We start from the raw sequence: 16,416 nt of genomic DNA, 5'->3' as shown, positions 1-16,416 counted from the left end.
GCCCTTCTCGTACGGAAGACCCTCAGGCGCCGGTGCCGGCCACGGCCTCCGCCGCCGCGCGGCCGCAGACCCGGGCCGCGCCGTGCGTGGCGATGTGCAGGGCCCCGCGGGGCTCCGCCTCGTTGAGGCCCATCTCGACCACGACGGTGTCGGGGCGGGCCGCGAGGAGACCGTCCAGGGCCTCGATCATCCACGGGTGCCGGTGGGCGTCCCGTACGACCGCGACGATCCGCCGCTCCCCCGCGGCGGCCAGGACGGCGTCCACGGACGGCTCGTCGTACGAGGCGGTCTCCGTGCCGGGCAGCAGGCGGTCCAGCTCGGCCGCGATGCCCCAGGGCGTCTCGTCGCCGACCGCGAAGTTCGCGACCGGGGTGAAGGCGGCCACGTAGGGGGCGCTGGTCATCGGCGTGTACGGCCGCTCCCCCCGGGTCACCTTCAGGGCGCGGCGGGCCGCCACCAGTCCGATGTCGGCGCCGGGCGCGGTCCCCTCCTGTGATGCCACGCCCGGCACCGCCACAGCCCCCCTGGCCCGGTGCGCCTGGGTCCAGGCCGCCAGGGCGCGCACGCGCGCCGCGGCGTCGGCCAGCCGCTCCTCGGGCAGTTCACCGGTCCGTACCGCGTCGACGAGCGCGTCGCGCAGCCGCAGTACGGTGTCCTCGTCGCACAGCCCGCCGCCGACGCAGATGGCGTCGGCGCCCGCGGCGATGGCGAGGACCGATCCGCGCTCGATGCCGTACGTCGCCGCGACGGCCTGCATCTCCATGCCGTCGGTGACGATCAGCCCCTCGAAGCCCAGCTCCTGGCGCAGCAGACCGGTGAGGATCTGCGGGCTCAGGGTGGCCGGACGATGGGGGTCGAGCGCGGAGAGCAGAATATGCGCGCTCATGACCGCTTTGGTACCCGCGGCGACGGCCGCGCGGAAAGGTACCAGCTCACGGGCGTGCAGTGTGGCGAGGTCCACATCGATCCGGGGCAGCGCGTCGTGGGAGTCCACGTTGGTGTCGCCGTGTCCGGGGAAGTGCTTCGTGCAGGCCGCGACCCCGGCTCCCTGGAGCCCGTCGACGTACGCCACGGTGTGCCGGGCGACGAGGTCCGGGTCCGGTCCGAAGGAGCGGACGCCGATGACCGGGTTCTCGGCGTTGGAGTTCACGTCCGCCGAGGGCGCCCAGTTCAGGTCGACGCCGCACTGTGCGAGCCGGCGGCCGAGCTCGCGGGCGACGGCACGGGTGAGCTCGACGTCGTCGACGCTGCCCAGCGCGTAGTTGCCGGGGAAGGACGAGCCCTGCTTGACCTCCAGGCGGGTGACGTCGCCGCCCTCCTCGTCGATGGCGACGAGGACGTCGTCCCGCTCGGCGCGCAGCTGCGCGGTGAGCGCGGCGAGCTGCGCGGGGTCGACGATGTTCCGGCCGAAGAGGCCGACCGAGGACAGGCCCTCGCCGATGCGGCGGAGCAGCCAGTCGGGGGCGGTGGTGCCGACGAAGCCGGGCTGGAGGACCGTGAGCGCGTCACGGGTCAGGGTGTCCGAGCCGTGTACGAGTGTGGTCATGGGAAGCCGTTATCCCTTCACCGCGCCGGCGGTCAGGCCGGCGGCCATCTTGCGCTGGACGAGGAGGAAGAGGATCACGATGGGGACGGCCATCATGGTGGAGCCGGCCATCATCGGGGCGTACTCGGTGCCGTTCTTGGTGATGAAGTTGGAGAGCCAGACGGTGGCCGTCTGGTTCTGCTGGCTCATCAGCATCAGGGCGTAGAGGTACTCGTTCCACGCCTGGATGAAGGCGTAGACGGAGGTGGCCACCATGCCCGGCGCGAGCAGCGGGAAGACGACGCGGACGAAGGCGCCGGTGCGGGTGCAGCCGTCGACCATGGCCGCCTCCTCCAGCTCCTTCGGGATGTTGACGATGAAGCCGCGCAGCGTCCACACCGTGAAGGGGAGGATGAAGGTCAGGTAGGTGATGATCAGGCCGCTGAGCCTGTCGTACTGACCGAGGTCGTTGAGCAGCAGGAAGACCGGGATGATCATCGCGACGAGCGGGACCATCTGGACGGCGAGGATGCCGACGATGACGGCCTTGCGTCCGCGGAAGGAGAAGCGGGAGATCGCGAGGGCGGCGAGCAGGCCGACCGCGATGCCGATGACGACCACGACCAGCGAGACGACGAGGCTGCGGCCGACGGGGCCCCAGAAGTCCGCGATGTCGAGGGCACGCTTGAAGTTCTCCAGCGTGAAGGTCGACGGGAAGAAGTGCGGGTCCGGGTCGATGGCGTCCTTGGCCGGCTTGAACGCCGTGTTGATCATCCAGTAGACCGGGAAGCCGGCCGTGAGGACGACGAGCAGGCCGAGGACGTTCCAGCCGAGCTTGGACTTGCGGCGGTGGGTGACGGCGGGCGCCGGCGACTTGGCCGGGGCTGCCGTGGCGTTGGCGGCGCTCACTCCACGTCTCCGATCTTGAGCATCTGGCGCATGTAGACGGCGACGACGCCGAGCAGCAGCAGGACCGTGACGAGCGCGATCGCGGAGCCGGTGCCGTAGTCGTTGACGACGAACGCCCGGTCGAAGGAGTACGTGGTGAGGAGCTGGAACTCGGGCTCGGGGTGGCCGTTGCGCATCACGTAGACCTGCGGGAAGACGCCCATGTCCCAGATCACCGACAGCGTGGTCAGCATGACGATGATGGGCTTGAGGATGGGCAGCGTGACGAAGCGGAAGACGCCCCAGGCGCCGGCTCCGTCGAGGCGGGCGGCCTCTTCGAGCTCCTTGGGCACCTGCGTGAGGCCGGCGCTCAGGGTGATGACGACGAAGGGGACGGCGCCCCAGACGACGAGCAGCATGATCACGGCGAGGCCCTGCGGGCCGCTGGCGAACCAGTTGTGGCCGATCATGTCGACGCCGGGGATGCGGCTGAGCAGCCAGTTGAGCACGCCGTAGTCGGCGTCGAAGAGCCACTTGAAGATGGCGGTGGCGACGATGATGGGCATGCCCCAGCTCGCCACGAGCACGATGTTGATCAGTGTCTTGACCCAGCCCGAGACGCGCTGGAGCAGGAGGGCGATCATCATGCCGAGGACCATGGTGACGATCACGGCGCCGGCCGCGAACAGCACGGTGCGCAGCACGACGGTCCAGAACTCGCCGTCACCGAGGATCTTGGTGAAGTTGTCGAAACCGGCCCACTCCGCCTCCTGGAAGCCCCACAGCTGGGGCTGCCCGAAGTTCTGGAACGAGAGGATGACCAGCCGGGCCAGCGGATAGCCCAGCACCAGGAGGAGGACCAGGAGGCATGGCGCGAGCAGCAGCCATGGGACGCCTGCCCCGCCGTCCGACTTCTTGCCGGGCTTCCCCGGGCCACCGGCTGTGGAGCCGGAGGGTGGCGATTGCCGCACCGGCGGCACCTTCGCGGTGGTTGTGTCTGCGGCACTCATCCCGTGCTCCTCAGCGATCCCTCTCGTGGTGCGGGCAGCAGGGCCCCGTCGGCGTGACGGGGCCCTGCCCTAGGTCACTTGGTGTTGATGACCTTGTCGATCGCGGTGTCGGCGGCCTTGGCGGCCTCCTCGACGGACTTGCCCTTGGCGATGTCGATGAGCATCGTCTTGAGGATCTGGGCCTTCTCGACCTGGCCCCAGCCGGGGGCGGTCGGGACGAAGTAGCTCAGCTCGGCCGCGGTCGCCGGGACGGCGGTGGCCGGGTTGCTCTTCAGCGGGGCGAGGTCCGCCTTGTTGTTGGGCAGGTTGCCCTTGGCGACGAGGCCCTTCTGGCCCTCGGCGCCGGTGAAGGCGGCGATCCACTCGCCGGCGACGCCCTGCGCCTTGGACTTGACCGGGATGGCGAGGTCCGAGCCGCCGAGGAAGACCGGGAGGGGCTTGCCGGACGGGCCGGGCATCACGAAGTTCTCGAGCTTGTCCTTCAGCCCGCCGACCTTGTCGCTCTTCGGGTCGGCGGCGGTGGCGCCCTCCCAGCCGGCGGCGAAGATCGTCGCGGACTTGCCCTGGCCGAAGACGACGGGACGGTCGGACTCGTCCTTCGTCTTGTCGCCGTGCATGTACTTGTCGAGGATGTTCTTGTACTCGGTGAGGCCCTTGATGGACTCCGGCGAGGACAGGTTCGCCTTCCAGGTCTCGCCGTCCTGCTTGGCGATGGAGCCGCCGGCGTCGAAGACGAAGGACATCGCGGCGTACCAGTCCGGCGACGGCTGGTACCAGGCGCTGAACTTGTCGCCCTTCTTCTTCTGGATGGCGTCGAGGGCGGCGGTCAGCTCGGCCCAGGTCTTCGGGGCGGCCTTGACGCCCGCCTCGGCGGCGACGTCCTTGCGCCAGGTGCCGACGCGGCCACCGGCGTAGTAGGGGACGCCGTAGGTCTTGCCGTTGTAGGTGACCGAGTCCTTGAGGGCGTCGAGCCACTTGTCGGAGTTCTCGAACTTCGACGCGTCGACCTCGGCGAAGGCACCCTTGGCCATGTAGCTGATCATCTCGGTGTTGCCCATCTCGACAACATCCGGGGCCTTGTCCGTGGCGAGCACCGCGTCGAGCTTGGTGTTCTTGTCCGGCCAGCCGTAGTACTCGTGCTTGATCTTGATGCCCGGGTGCTTCTTGGTCACCGCGTCGTCGGCGGCCTTGACCAGCTCGGGCCAGTTGTTCTGGGCGTCGACCGTCAGCCAGACGGTGAGCTCCTTGGCGTCGTTGCCGCCGGCCTTGTCGCCGCCCTTGTCGGAACCACCACACGCCGCGATGGAGACCATCATGCCCGCGACACCGATCGCCGCGATGAGCTTGCGCTTCACGCCACCCTCCTCAGGGATGCCTGCAACCCCCCTGCCCACCGCGCGAAGACATACGTCGGGTAATGCTCGTGGGGCTGGGACCTGGTCTTTAATGGTTTAGACCAGTACCGGGAGCTTGGCCTAGACCTTTTGGGGTGTCAAGGGTGTGCAAGAGGGGTAACGGTGTCCGTTATCGGACCGACACCTCCCCCCGCCCGGGCTCCCCCGGAGGCCCCGTACGCACCGTGAGGACGCGGTACTTCACCGTTCCGACGGCCCGCGCGGGCGGCGGCAGCCACGCGGGGCGAACGGTCCACACCCCTCCGCCGGAATGGCCTAGACCAACGAGGGATCTCTCGGTGTATAAGAAGCAGGAGGACGACTCCTCCTCGCCGAACCGGCACATATCGGCAGGAGAAGACGTGATGGCACACGAAGCGTGCCACCATGTGAGCCGCGACATTCGGAGGAGCCGGTGACGGCAGCAGCACAGGAGTCGGGAAGGCAGGCCATGGCCACGGACGCGGGCAGCACGGAGACGGAGGGCGGGGTCGCCACCCGCACCGCGCGCGTGCCCAAGTACTACCGACTGAAGCGGCACTTGCTCGACATGACGGAGACCCTGCCGCCCGGCACGCCGGTCCCGCCGGAGCGGACCCTCGCCGCCGAGTTCGACACCTCGCGCACCACCGTGCGCCAGGCGCTCCAGGAGCTGGTCGTCGAGGGCCGCCTCGAGCGCATCCAGGGCAAGGGCACGTTCGTGGCCAAGCCCAAGGTCTCCCAGGCCCTCCAGCTCACCTCGTACACCGAGGACATGCGGGCCCAGGGCCTGGAGCCCACCTCCCAGCTCCTCGACATCGGGTACGTCACGGCCGACGACACCCTCGCCGGGCTGCTCGACATCTCGGCCGGCGGCCGGGTGCTCCGCATCGAGCGGCTCCGGCTCGCGAGCGGCGAGCCGATGGCGATCGAGACCACCCACCTGTCGGCGAAGCGCTTCCCCGCCCTGCGCCGCTCGCTGGTGAAGTACACCTCGCTCTACACGGCCCTCGCCGAGGTCTACGACGTGCACCTCGCCGAGGCCGAGGAGACCATCGAGACCTCCCTGGCCACCCCGCGCGAGGCCGGACTGCTCGGCACGGACGTCGGCCTGCCGATGCTCATGCTCTCCCGCCACTCACTGGACGCCCAGGGCGAGCCGGTCGAGTGGGTACGGTCCGTCTACCGCGGCGACCGGTACAAGTTCGTGGCGCGCCTCCAGCGCCCGAACGACTGAGCTTGCCGTACGGAGCTTCCTGTACGGAGCTTCCGTACGGATCTCCCGTACGAGACGAACGGCCGCATCCCACCGGGTGCGGCCGTTCGGCGTCTCCCGGCACCTTCCGCCCGGCAGGAAGGTGCCATCGCCCGGAAACCCCCTGGTCAGAAGCGTTCGGCGACTGCTTTCAGATGCAGGACCGAACCGGCCACGCGCTTCATGCCGCACGGTTCCCGCTGACAGGGCGCCCCGCGGCGGGCGAGCCTGGGACGGCTACCGCCCCCGGCGAGGAAGAGGAAGAGACCGATGGAGTACACGAGCCTGGGCGGCCCCGAGGGCCCCCGCGTGTCCGCGCTGTGCCTGGGCACCCTGCCGTTCGGCACCCGGATCGACGAGGCCGCGGCCTTCGCCGTCCTCGACCGCTTCCACGAGGCCGGCGGCACCTTCATCGACACCGCGAACACGTACGCCTTCTGGGAGCCGGGGGCGACCGGTGCCGAGAGCGAGCTGCTCATCGGCCGGTGGCTGCGCAGCCGGGGCGTCCGGGACGAGATGGTGATCGCCACCAAGGTCGGCGCGCTGCCGGACCCGCCGGGCGCGGCCTGGCCGGAGTGCGCGGAGGGCCTCTCGGCGCCGGTGGTCCGCCGCCAGGTGGAGGAGAGCCTGCGGAACCTGGGCACGGACCGGATCGACCTGTACTACGCGCACATCGACGACCGGTCGACCCCGGTCGCGGAGACGATGGGCGCCTTCGGCGAGCTGGCGGACGCCGGGAAGATCGGCCGGGCCGGCTGCTCGAACTTCGCGGCCTGGCGGATCGAGGAGTCCCGGGGCGCGGCGACGGCCGCCGGTGTGCCGGACTACGCGGCCGTGCAGCAGCGGTACACCTACCTGCGGCCGCGCCCCGGGGCGGAGTTCGGGGTGAACCCGCACGCCTCGGAGGAGCTGCTCGACTATCTGGGGACGCGGCCGGAGCTGACGTTCACGGCGTACACGACGCAGCTGACGGGCGCGTACACCGATCCGGGCAAGGAGATCCCGGAGCAGTACCGGCACGCGGGTTCGGAGCGGCGCCTGCAGGTGCTCGCCGAGGTGGCGGCGGAGCTCGGGGTGAGCGCCGGCCAGGTGGTGCTGGCCTGGGCGCTGGGCGGGGAGCTGCCCGTCCTGCCGGTGATCGGGGCGAGTGCGCCGGCGCAGCTGGACGAGGCGCTGGGCGCGGTGGGGCTGACCCTGGACGCGGAGCTCAGGAAGCGGCTGGACGAGGCCGACTGAGGCCCCGCGCCCCCGAGTTCGCCATAATTGGTCTAGACCTAGACCGTTCCTCCCTCTAGCATCGACGACCGCGATCACCCATGCGGCCACGGGGGGAGACACCTGATGCTGGAGGCGCTCGGCCTGGAGGAGTCGGCGGAGGCCGTCTACCGCCTGCTCCTGGAGCGGCCCGGGTGCGCCGTGACGGACCTGACGGCCCGGCTGGGCCGCCCCGAACCGGAGGTCCGCGCGGCCCTCGCCCGCCTCGCGGAGCTCAAGCTCGCCTTCGTGGACGACGCCTCGGACGAGGCCGAGCCCTTCACCCCGGACGTCGGCCTGTCGTTCCTGCTCTCCCGCGCCGAGGCCGAACTGAGCAGGCGCACGCGCCGGTTCGAGCAGGCGGGCCGGGCGGTGGCCGGCCTCCTCGCCTCGCACGCGGACCGCCCCCGGCCGGGCGTCCGGCACGACCTCGTGGACCGCATCACGGGACTCGACGAGGTCCGCGAACGCCTGGAGGACCTGGCCGCGAACGCCCGCACCGAGTGCCTCTCGCTGCTGCCCGGCGGCGCCCAGCTCCCCGACACGATGGACGCGAGCCGGCCGCTCGACGAACTCGCCCTGGAACGCGGGGTGAGGATCCGCTCGATCTACCAGGAGAGCTTCCGCAACGACCCGCCGACCGTCGACTACGTGCGCTGGTACTGCGGCCTCGGCGGCGAGGCCCGGACCGTGCCCGTGGTCCCGATGCTCCTGGTGATCGTCGACCGCGAGGCCGCGCTCGTCCCCCTCGACCCGGCGGACGGACGCGCGGGCGCCCTCGAAGTGCGCAGCCCCGGCCTGGTCCACGCGCTCGTGGTGCTCTTCGACCGGCTGTGGGACTCCGGCACCCCCTTCGGCGAGGCCCCGCGCCGCGACGCCCACGACCTCTCCCCGCAGGAGCGGGAGTTGCTGATGCTCCTCGGCATCGGCTGCACGGACGACATCGCGGCCCGGCGGCTCGGCGTCTCGCTGCGGACCGTCCGCCGGATGAGCTCGGAACTGATGAACCGTCTGGGCGCGCGCAGCCGTTTCGAGGCGGGCGTACGGGCGACAAAAGAAGGCTGGCTCTGACCACGCATTCGAGCCGATTACGAAGAATCGCTTCCGTTATGCGGACAGGGGTTCCCAGCACGAGAACCGTCCCCTAGATTTCCCACGCATTATCGAGGTGATCAGTGAGGGGACGGAATCGCCATGCCAGAAGCGTCAGATGTGACACAAGGGAAACAACCGACCATCACTCCCCTGCGGGTGGTGATCGCGCTCTGCCTGTTCGCTCCGTTCGTGGCGATGCTCTGGGTGAGCTCGTATGCGAAGGCCGAACCGCTTTTCGCCGGAATCCCGTTCTTCTACTGGTACCAGATGCTCTGGGTGCTGATCTCCACGGCTCTCACCATGATCGCGTACAAGCTGTGGCAGCGGGATCAGCGTGCCCGCAAGGGAGGTGACGCGCGATGAAGGACGGCGTGAACGGCGTGGCGCTCGGCGTCTTCGTCTTCTTCTTCCTGGCCGTCACGGTCATGGGCTTCCTCGCCGCGCGCTGGCGCAAGGCCGAGAACGAGCACAGCCTCGACGAATGGGGCCTGGGCGGCCGGTCGTTCGGCACCTGGGTGACCTGGTTCCTGCTCGGCGGCGACCTCTACACGGCGTACACCTTCGTCGCCGTCCCCGCCGCCATCTACGCGGCGGGCGCGGCCGGCTTCTTCGCCGTCCCGTACACGATCCTCGTGTACCCGCTCATCTTCACCTTCCTGCCGCGCCTCTGGTCGGTCTCGCACAAGCACGGATACGTCACCACCTCCGACTTCGTGCGCGGCCGCTTCGGCTCCAAGGGCCTGTCGCTCGCGGTGGCGATCACCGGCATCCTCGCCACCATGCCGTACATCGCGCTCCAGCTCGTCGGCATCCAGGCCGTCCTGGACGTGATGGGCGTCGGCGGCGGCGAGGACACGAACTGGTTCGTGAAGGACCTGCCGCTGCTCATCGCGTTCGGCGTGCTCGCCGCGTACACCTACTCGTCCGGCCTGCGGGCGCCCGCGCTCATCGCGTTCGTCAAGGACACGCTGATCTACATCGTCATCGCGGTGGCGATCATCTACATCCCGATCAAGCTGGGCGGCTTCGACCACGTCTTCGCCAAGGCGGACGAGGCGTACCAGGCGATCAACCCGACCACCGGCAAGCACAAGGGCGCGCTCGTCCCCGGCGAGGCCGGCCAGTGGACGTACGCGACGCTCGCGCTCGGCTCGGCGCTCGCGCTCTTCATGTACCCGCACTCCATCACGGCGACGCTGTCGTCCCGGAGCCGCGAGGTCATCCGCCGCAACACCACGATCCTGCCGCTGTACTCGCTGATGCTGGGCCTGCTCGCGCTGCTCGGCTTCATGGCGATCGCCGCGGGAATCAAGGTCACCAACCCCCAGCTCGCCATCCCGCAGCTCTTCGAGGACATGTTCCCGGACTGGTTCGCGGGCGTCGCGTTCGCCGCCATCGGCATCGGCGCGCTCGTCCCGGCCGCGATCATGTCGATCGCGGCGGCGAACCTCTTCACCCGCAACATCTACAAGGACTTCATCAAGAAGGACGCCACCCCGGCCCAGGAGACCAAGGTCTCCAAGCTGGTCTCCCTCCTGGTGAAGGTCGGCGCGCTGATCTTCGTCCTCACCATGGACAAGACGGTCGCGATCAACTTCCAGCTGCTCGGCGGCATCTGGATCCTGCAGACCTTCCCGGCGCTCGTCGGCGGCCTGTTCACCCGCTGGTTCCACCGCTGGGCGCTGCTCGCCGGCTGGGCCGTCGGCATGGTGTACGGCACGGTCACCGCGTACGGCGTCGCCAGCCCGACCAACCCGGCCCAGAAGCACTTCGGCGGTTCGGCCGCCGAGATCCCCGGCATCGGTGAGATCGGCTACATCGGCCTCACCTCCTTCGCGCTCAACGTCCTCGTCACGGTCGTCCTGACCTTCGTCCTCAAGGCCGTCAAGGCCCCCGAGGGCGTCGACGAGACCTCCCCCGAGGACTACACGGCGGACGCGGGCGACGCCGGCGTCCGCGACCTCCCGAAGGTCGGCGCCGGAGCGCACTGACCCACGGACACGTCGAGGAGGGGCCCGGGATCTCACCAGGAGAAACCCGGGCCCCTCCGCACGGCCGGGCGCGGCAGACTGGCGGGCATGGACTTCACGATCAGGGCGGTACGGCCCGAGGAGTACGAGGAGCTCGGCGACCTCACCGGGTTCACCTATCTGAATGACGGGCTGCTGCTGCACGGCGAGGACGACTTCTACCTGGACGTGCTCCGCGACACGGCCCGGCGGGCGCGCGAGAGCGAGGTGCTCGTCGCCGTCGACGCCGACGGCGGGATCGTCGGCGGGGTCACCTTCGCCCCCGGCGGCACCCCCTGGGCGGACATCGCCGTCCCCGGCGAGGCCGAGTTCCGGATGCTCGTGGTCGCGCCGGCGGCCCGCGGCAGGGGCGTCGGAGAGGCCCTCGTACGCGCCTGCGTGGACCGGGCGCGGGCCCTCCCCGGCTGCGCGCGCCTGGTGCTCTCCACGGCCGATCTGATGGTCTCCGCGCACCGGATCTACGAGCGGCTCGGCTTCGTCCGCACCCCCGAACGGGACTGGGAGCCGATCTCCGATCACTCGCTGCGCACGTACGCCCTGGAGTTGTAACTCCCGGGACCGACACAACATGTGGGGGGTGCCACGAGCGGCGCCCCCCACATGTATGCTCGTCCTCGCTGTCGACGCAGGGAAATCCGGCGCGAATCCGGAACTGTCCCGCAACGGTGTGCTTCGTGCGGTTTCGTGCTTCGTACGGAGCGAGTCCGAGGACCTGCCGGCAGCGCGCCCGGTCCGTCCGTTCCGGGTGTCACAGACGTCCGGGCCTCGCGGAGTGGGCCGGTGGACGCGGCGCGCCCGCGCGTACGGGTGCCCGCCTGCCCGCCTCCCCCCGCCCTGGCCCCGAGCCGAGCGAGGGAGAGCCCCCACGTGACCATCGCGCCCGCCGATCCGGCCGCAGCGATCGAGACCGACGGCCCCGGGACCGTACTCCTGCGGACCCTGACCGATCTCACCGCCGACCTCCCGGACACCGACCCCGGCAAGGTCGCCGCCGCCGCGCTGCGCGGCCGCAGCGCCACGTCGGACGAGGCGGAGCTGCGCGAGCTGGCCACCGAGGCGGCCGCCGGCCTGATCGCCGAGGACCCCGCGTACTCCCGGCTCGCCGCCCGGCTCCTGACCATCACCATCGCCGACGAGGCCGCCGGCCAGGGCGCCGTCTCCTTCTCGGCCTCCGTCGCCGTCGGTCACCGCGAGGGCCTCATCGCCGACCGCACCGCCGAGCTCGTCGCGGCGCACGCGGCCCGGCTCGACGCCACGATCGACCAGGCCGGCGACGACCGCTTCGGCTACTTCGGCCTGCGCACCCTCTACTCGCGCTACCTGCTGCGCCACCCGATCACCCGCAAGGTGGTCGAGACCCCGCAGCACTTCATGCTGCGCGTCGCCTGCGGCCTCGCCGAGGACGACAGCGCCCGCGCGCTGGACGAAGTCGCCGCCCTGTACGGCCTGATGAGCCGTCTGGACTACCTGCCGTCCTCCCCCACGCTCTTCAACTCCGGCACCCGCCACCCGCAGATGTCCTCCTGCTACCTCCTGGACTCCCCGCAGGACGAGCTGGACTCCATCTACGACCGCTACCACCAGGTCGCGCGCCTCTCGAAGCACGCGGGCGGCATCGGCCTGTCGTACTCCCGCATCCGCGCCCGCGGTTCGCTGATCCGCGGCACCAACGGGCACTCCAACGGCATCGTGCCGTTCCTGAAGACCCTCGACGCCTCCGTCGCCGCCGTGAACCAGGGCGGCCGCCGCAAGGGCGCCGCCGCCGTCTACCTGGAGACCTGGCACGCGGACATCGAGGAGTTCCTGGAGCTCCGCGACAACACGGGCGAGGACCAGCGCCGTACGCACAACCTGAACCTGGCGCACTGGATCCCGGACGAGTTCATGCGCCGCGTCAACGCCGACGCCGAGTGGTCGCTGTTCTCCCCGGCGGACGTGCCCGAGCTCGTCGACCTGTACGGCGAGGAGTTCGACGCCGCCTACCTCAAGGCCGAGGCCGCCGGTCTGGCCCGCAAGACGATGCCGGCCCGCGACCTGTACGGCCGGATGATGCGCACCCTCGCGCAGACCGGCAACGGCTGGATGACGTTCAAGGACGCCTCGAACCGCACGGCCAACCAGACGGCCGAGCCGGGCACGGTCGTCCACTCCTCGAACCTCTGCACCGAGATCATCGAGGTCACCAACGACGGCGAGACGGCCGTCTGCAACCTGGGTTCGGTGAACCTCGGCGCCTTCGTGACCGGCGGCGACATCGACTGGGCGCGCCTGGACGAGACCGTCCGCACGGCCGTCACCTTCCTCGACCGGGTCGTCGACATCAACTTCTACCCGACCGAGCAGGCGGGCCGCTCCAACGCCAAGTGGCGTCCGGTCGGCCTGGGCGCGATGGGCCTCCAGGACGTCTTCTTCCAGCTGAAGCTGCCGTTCGACTCGGCCGAGGCGCGCGCCCTGTCGACGAAGATCGCCGAGCGGATCATGCTCGCGGCGTACGAGGCCTCCGCCGACCTCGCCGAGCGCAGCGGTCCGCTCCCGGCCTGGGACAAGACCCGCACCGCCCGCGGCGTCCTGCACCCCGACCACTACGACGTGGAGCTCAACTGGCCGGAGCGCTGGACGGCCCTGCGCGAGCGCATCGCGTCGACCGGCATGCGCAACAGCCTCCTCCTCGCCATCGCCCCGACCGCGACGATCGCCTCGATCGCGGGCGTCTACGAGTGCATCGAGCCGCAGGTCTCCAACCTGTTCAAGCGCGAGACGCTCTCCGGCGAGTTCCTCCAGGTCAACTCGTACCTCGTCGACGAGCTCAAGAAGCTCGGCGTGTGGGACGCGCAGACCCGCGAGGCGCTGCGCGACTCCAACGGCTCGGTCGCCGGCTTCACCTGGGTCCCGGCCGAGGTCCGCGAGCTGTACCGCACGGCCTGGGAGATCCCGCAGCGCGGCCTGATCGACATGGCGGCGGCCCGGACCCCGTTCCTGGACCAGTCGCAGTCCCTGAACCTCTTCATGGAGACGCCGACGATCGGCAAGCTGTCGTCGATGTACGCGTACGCCTGGAAGCAGGGCCTGAAGACGACGTACTACCTGCGCTCCCGCCCCGCGACCCGGATCGCCCGCGCCGCCCAGGCCGCCGCCCCGATCCCCGTCCAGCAGGCGACCCCCGACGCCGACGCGATCGCCTGCTCCCTTGAGAACCCCGAGTCCTGCGAGGCCTGCCAGTAATGAGCTCCACCGAGAAGAAGAACCTGCTCGACCCGGGCTTCGAACTGACCCTGCGTCCGATGCGCTACCCGGACTTCTACGAGCGCTACCGGGACGCCATCAAGAACACCTGGACCGTCGAGGAGGTCGACCTCCACTCGGACGTCGCCGACCTCGCCAAGCTCACCCCCGGTGAGCAGCACATGATCGGCCGGCTGGTCGCGTTCTTCGCGACGGGCGACTCGATCGTGGCGAACAACCTGGTCCTGACGCTGTACAAGCACATCAACTCCCCGGAGGCGCGGCTGTACCTGAGCCGTCAGCTCTTCGAGGAGGCGGTGCACGTCCAGTTCTACCTGACCCTCCTGGACACGTACCTGCCCGACCCGGACGACCGCGCCGCCGCGTTCGCCGCCGTCGAGAACATCCCCTCCATCCGCGAGAAGGCGCAGTTCTGCTTCAAGTGGATGGACTCGGTCGAGAAGATCGACAAGCTGGAGACGGCCGCCGACCGCCGCCGCTTCCTGCTCAACCTGATCTGCTTCGCGGCCTGCATCGAGGGCCTGTTCTTCTACGGCGCCTTCGCGTACGTCTACTGGTTCCGCTCCCGCGGCCTCCTCCACGGCCTGGCGACCGGCACCAACTGGGTGTTCCGCGACGAGACGATGCACATGAACTTCGCGTTCGAGGTCGTGGACACCGTCCGCAAGGAGGAGCCGGAGCTCTTCGACGACGCTCTCCAGCAGCAGGTCACCGACATGCTGAAGGAAGCCGTCGAGGCGGAGCTGCAGTTCGGCCGCGACCTGTGCGGCGACGGCCTGCCGGGCATGAACACCGAGTCGATGCGCGAGTACCTCCAGTGCGTCGCCGACCAGCGCCTCCAGCGCCTCGGCTTCCCGCCGGTGTACGGCTCGGAGAACCCGTTCGCCTTCATGGAGCTCCAGGGCGTCCAGGAGCTGACGAACTTCTTCGAGCGCCGCCCGTCCGCCTACCAGGTGGCGGTCGAGGGCTCGGTGGACCTCGACGAGGACTTCTAGTCCGTACGACGAAGGGCCCCGCACCGGCGACGGTGCGGGGCCCTTCGTCATGGCGTCACTCGTTCGGGACGACCTCGTAGCGCGGGGTGCCCTCGGCCATCTGGCGCAGGGCGTCCTTGCGGTCGCGCTTGGAGAGCTTGTCGATGTACAGGAAGCCGTACAGGTGGTCCGTCTCGTGCTGGAGGCAGCGGGCGAAGTAGCCGGTGCCGCGCACCTTGATCGGGTTGCCCTGGGCGTCCTGGCCGTGGACCTCCGCGTAGTCGGGGCGGGCCAGTTCGGCGTAGGCGGTGGGCACGGACAGGCAGCCCTCGTTGGACTCGTCCAGGACGCGCAGTTCGGCCGGGAGCTCCTGGAGGACCGGGTTGATCACGACACCGGTGTGGCGGACGCCCTCGTCGTCGGGGCAGTCGTAGACGAAGACCTTGAGGTCGACGCCGATCTGGTTCGCGGCCAGGCCCACGCCCTCGGCGGCCTTCTGGCTGGCGAACATGTCGTCGATCAGCTGCGCGAGCTCGTCGTCGAACTCGGTGACGTCCTTGCACTCGCGGTGGAGCACGGGGTTGCCGACGACCGTGATCGGGCGGGCCGTGCCGCGCTCGCGGTGGGCGAGCTCGCGCGCCTCGCAGTCCTCCGTGTCGACGACGTAGCCGTCGTTGATCTGCGTCTGCTCGTCCGTGTCCTGCTGCGCCATGTCAGGCCGCGCCCTTCTGAAAACCCGATTCCGTCGAAGGACAGCCTACGGGGCCGGGGGCGGACGCTCAGCAGACCTCTTCGAGATCACGCCACTCACGGGAGTCCGGGCTGTCCGCGACCCAGCCGTCGAGGAGACCCCGCACCAGGCCCGGCGGGGCCGCGATGCCGCACTCCCGCTCCGGGACCCACAGCTCGCCCGGCGAGCGGTGGCCGAGCGGTCCGGGGTGGCCGGGCTCGCTGTGGTCGTGCGGGTCGGAGTGCTCGCCCTCGCCCTCGGCGCTCGGCATGGTCGACTCGGAGCAGGCACGGCAGAGCAGCCGCACGGAGGACGACCAGTCCTCGGCGGCGAATCCGGCCTCGGCGGCGAGCTGCTCCAGGGCGTCCCGGTCGGCCTCGGTGGCGGCCTCCAGGAGGACGACCCAGGTGGGGACGGGCGAGGGCGCCCACAGCTCGATCTCGTCGAAGACGGGGTAGGAGGGCCCGGCGCTGGTGGTCCGCTCGCCGTTCGGCACGCCGTCGTGGAGGACGACCTCGCCCCAGCGGCGGCCGGAGGACGGCAGCGGGATGGACAGGACCTCGATCCGGGCCGGGTCGAGCCGGCGGCCCCACACGACCTCGGCCTCGCCCTCGGGCGAGAGGCGCACGGCGGCGCTGCCCAGCTCCATGCCGGCGGGCTCGCCGGTGCCCGCGGCGGCGCCGGGGACCTTCAGTCCGTACGCCTGCCAGGCACGGCGGGCCAGCGGCCAGTCCTGGAGCGCGGTGGCCGCGATGCCCACGTTCCACCAGTCGGGGGCTCCGGTCTCCTTGTCCAGGAGCGCGACGGCGCGCAGCCCGGCGGCCCGCGCCTGCTCCCAGTCGTGCCGGAACTTGTGCAGCAGCGCCAGATTGAACCAGGACTCGGAGAGCCAGGGCTCCAGATCCGCCGCGCGCGTCAGAAGTGCGCCCGCGTCCTCGTACCGGCCGTCGCCGATCAGCGTGAACGCGCGGTCGGTGGCCTGCCGCCATGAGGCGGAGGGCCGATGCCGTACCTTCCCGAAGATCTTCACGATTCCCGC

Annotated in this window: 14 protein-coding genes and 1 riboswitch; of the genes, 8 read left to right on the top strand and 6 right to left on the bottom strand. The window is 70.4% G+C overall.

Annotated features, from left to right (window positions below):
• Window positions 1–22: 22 nt before the first annotated feature.
• The 4 genes from ACFYUS_RS02960 to ACFYUS_RS02945 form a co-directional block, all read right to left on the bottom strand.
• A complete protein-coding gene (locus tag ACFYUS_RS02960) occupies window positions 23–1,546 on the bottom strand; it encodes a glycoside hydrolase family 3 protein (protein ID WP_388844912.1) in 1,524 nt (507 codons plus the stop codon).
• A 9-nt stretch (window positions 1,547–1,555) separates the two neighbouring features.
• Window positions 1,556–2,434: a carbohydrate ABC transporter permease gene (locus ACFYUS_RS02955; RefSeq protein WP_388844909.1), complete on the bottom strand. Its 879-nt coding sequence runs from the start codon at window positions 2,432–2,434 to the stop codon at window positions 1,556–1,558.
• Complete coding sequence (locus ACFYUS_RS02950; RefSeq protein WP_388844906.1) at window positions 2,431–3,423, bottom strand: carbohydrate ABC transporter permease; 993 nt, start codon at window positions 3,421–3,423, stop codon at window positions 2,431–2,433. Before ACFYUS_RS02950 ends, ACFYUS_RS02955 begins: the two co-directional genes overlap by 4 nt.
• A 74-nt stretch (window positions 3,424–3,497) precedes the next feature.
• Window positions 3,498–4,778 (bottom strand): extracellular solute-binding protein, encoded by a 1,281-nt coding sequence (locus tag ACFYUS_RS02945; RefSeq protein WP_388844903.1) that lies wholly within the window; start codon window positions 4,776–4,778, stop codon window positions 3,498–3,500.
• Between the two features lie 490 nt (window positions 4,779–5,268).
• Between ACFYUS_RS02945 and ACFYUS_RS02940 the strand changes: the two genes are divergently transcribed.
• The 8 genes from ACFYUS_RS02940 (at window position 5,269) to ACFYUS_RS02905 (ending at window position 14,668) form a co-directional block, all read left to right on the top strand.
• On the top strand, window positions 5,269–6,033 hold the full coding sequence (locus tag ACFYUS_RS02940; RefSeq protein WP_388845970.1) for a GntR family transcriptional regulator: 765 nt from the start codon (window positions 5,269–5,271) through the stop codon (window positions 6,031–6,033).
• A gap of 288 nt (window positions 6,034–6,321) precedes the next feature.
• On the top strand, window positions 6,322–7,287 hold the full coding sequence (locus ACFYUS_RS02935; RefSeq protein ID WP_388844900.1) for an aldo/keto reductase: 966 nt from the start codon (window positions 6,322–6,324) through the stop codon (window positions 7,285–7,287).
• Window positions 7,288–7,392: 105 nt separating this feature from the next.
• Window positions 7,393–8,376: a LuxR C-terminal-related transcriptional regulator gene (locus tag ACFYUS_RS02930; protein WP_388844898.1), complete on the top strand. Its 984-nt coding sequence runs from the start codon at window positions 7,393–7,395 to the stop codon at window positions 8,374–8,376.
• Window positions 8,377–8,499: 123 nt separating this feature from the next.
• A complete protein-coding gene (locus tag ACFYUS_RS02925; RefSeq protein ID WP_388844895.1) occupies window positions 8,500–8,763 on the top strand; it encodes a DUF3311 domain-containing protein in 264 nt (87 codons plus the stop codon).
• Window positions 8,760–10,391, top strand: coding sequence for a monocarboxylate uptake permease MctP (gene mctP / locus ACFYUS_RS02920; protein ID WP_388844893.1), 1,632 nt, complete (start codon window positions 8,760–8,762; stop codon window positions 10,389–10,391). The genes ACFYUS_RS02925 and mctP overlap by 4 nt, the downstream gene beginning before the upstream one ends.
• A gap of 87 nt (window positions 10,392–10,478) precedes the next feature.
• On the top strand, window positions 10,479–10,979 hold the full coding sequence (locus ACFYUS_RS02915; protein ID WP_388844890.1) for a GNAT family N-acetyltransferase: 501 nt from the start codon (window positions 10,479–10,481) through the stop codon (window positions 10,977–10,979).
• 42 nt (window positions 10,980–11,021) lie between these two features.
• Window positions 11,022–11,165, top strand: a riboswitch (cobalamin riboswitch).
• Between the two features lie 132 nt (window positions 11,166–11,297).
• On the top strand, window positions 11,298–13,652 hold the full coding sequence (locus ACFYUS_RS02910; RefSeq protein WP_388844887.1) for a ribonucleoside-diphosphate reductase subunit alpha: 2,355 nt from the start codon (window positions 11,298–11,300) through the stop codon (window positions 13,650–13,652).
• Window positions 13,652–14,668, top strand: a complete 1,017-nt coding sequence (locus ACFYUS_RS02905; protein WP_388844884.1) for a ribonucleotide-diphosphate reductase subunit beta — start codon at window positions 13,652–13,654, stop codon at window positions 14,666–14,668. Before ACFYUS_RS02910 ends, ACFYUS_RS02905 begins: the two co-directional genes overlap by 1 nt.
• 55 nt (window positions 14,669–14,723) lie before the next feature.
• Here ACFYUS_RS02905 and def read toward each other — a convergent pair whose 3' ends face one another.
• Complete coding sequence (def, locus tag ACFYUS_RS02900; protein ID WP_388844881.1) at window positions 14,724–15,359, bottom strand: peptide deformylase; 636 nt, start codon at window positions 15,357–15,359, stop codon at window positions 14,724–14,726.
• 67 nt (window positions 15,360–15,426) lie between these two features.
• Window positions 15,427–16,407, bottom strand: a complete 981-nt coding sequence (locus tag ACFYUS_RS02895) for a tetratricopeptide repeat protein (RefSeq protein ID WP_388844878.1) — start codon at window positions 16,405–16,407, stop codon at window positions 15,427–15,429.
• Window positions 16,408–16,416: the final 9 nt, after the last annotated feature.

Source organism: Streptomyces sp. NPDC004284 (assembly GCF_042874035.1).
Lineage (GTDB): Bacteria > Actinomycetota > Actinomycetes > Streptomycetales > Streptomycetaceae > Streptomyces.
The sequence above is the reverse complement of the archived record's forward strand: the minus strand, read 5'-3'. Positions and strand labels throughout refer to the sequence as shown.